Source organism: Pseudomonas sp. FSL R10-2964, assembly GCF_009600035.1.
In the GTDB taxonomy this organism is placed as follows: domain Bacteria; phylum Pseudomonadota; class Gammaproteobacteria; order Pseudomonadales; family Pseudomonadaceae; genus Aquipseudomonas; species Aquipseudomonas bubulae.
In genome coordinates this window covers 1-280 of sequence record NZ_WIWH01000137.1, presented here as the reverse complement: position 1 = coordinate 280, position 280 = coordinate 1, and the positions used below count along the sequence as shown (strand labels likewise).

Below are 280 nucleotides of genomic sequence, written 5' to 3'. Positions count from 1 at the left end.
CGAAGTATGTTGAGGCGTTCTGGAACATCGTTAACTGGAAGTTCGTTGCAGAGCAGTTCGAAGGCAAAGCCTTCACTGCCTGAAACTGACTGAACGTTAAAAAAACCCGGCATTGCCGGGTTTTTTTTGGCCTCAGCAAAAGTGCGTGGCCATAGCGCTTCAGACTACTATCAACGGCATGTTTTTTTCATTCGACGGCTCAAGTTCAGCACACCATGAACCGACACATTGGCCAGCCCTCAAACCACTGGATAATGCCCTCGAAAAATGAACGATTACC

General features: G+C 47.9%; 1 pseudogene. It reads left to right on the top strand.

Features of this window, described 5'->3' with window-relative positions:
* Positions 1–83: pseudogene (locus GHN92_RS23695) on the top strand (superoxide dismutase [Fe]); the annotation flags it as partial.
* Positions 84–280: the final 197 nt, after the last annotated feature.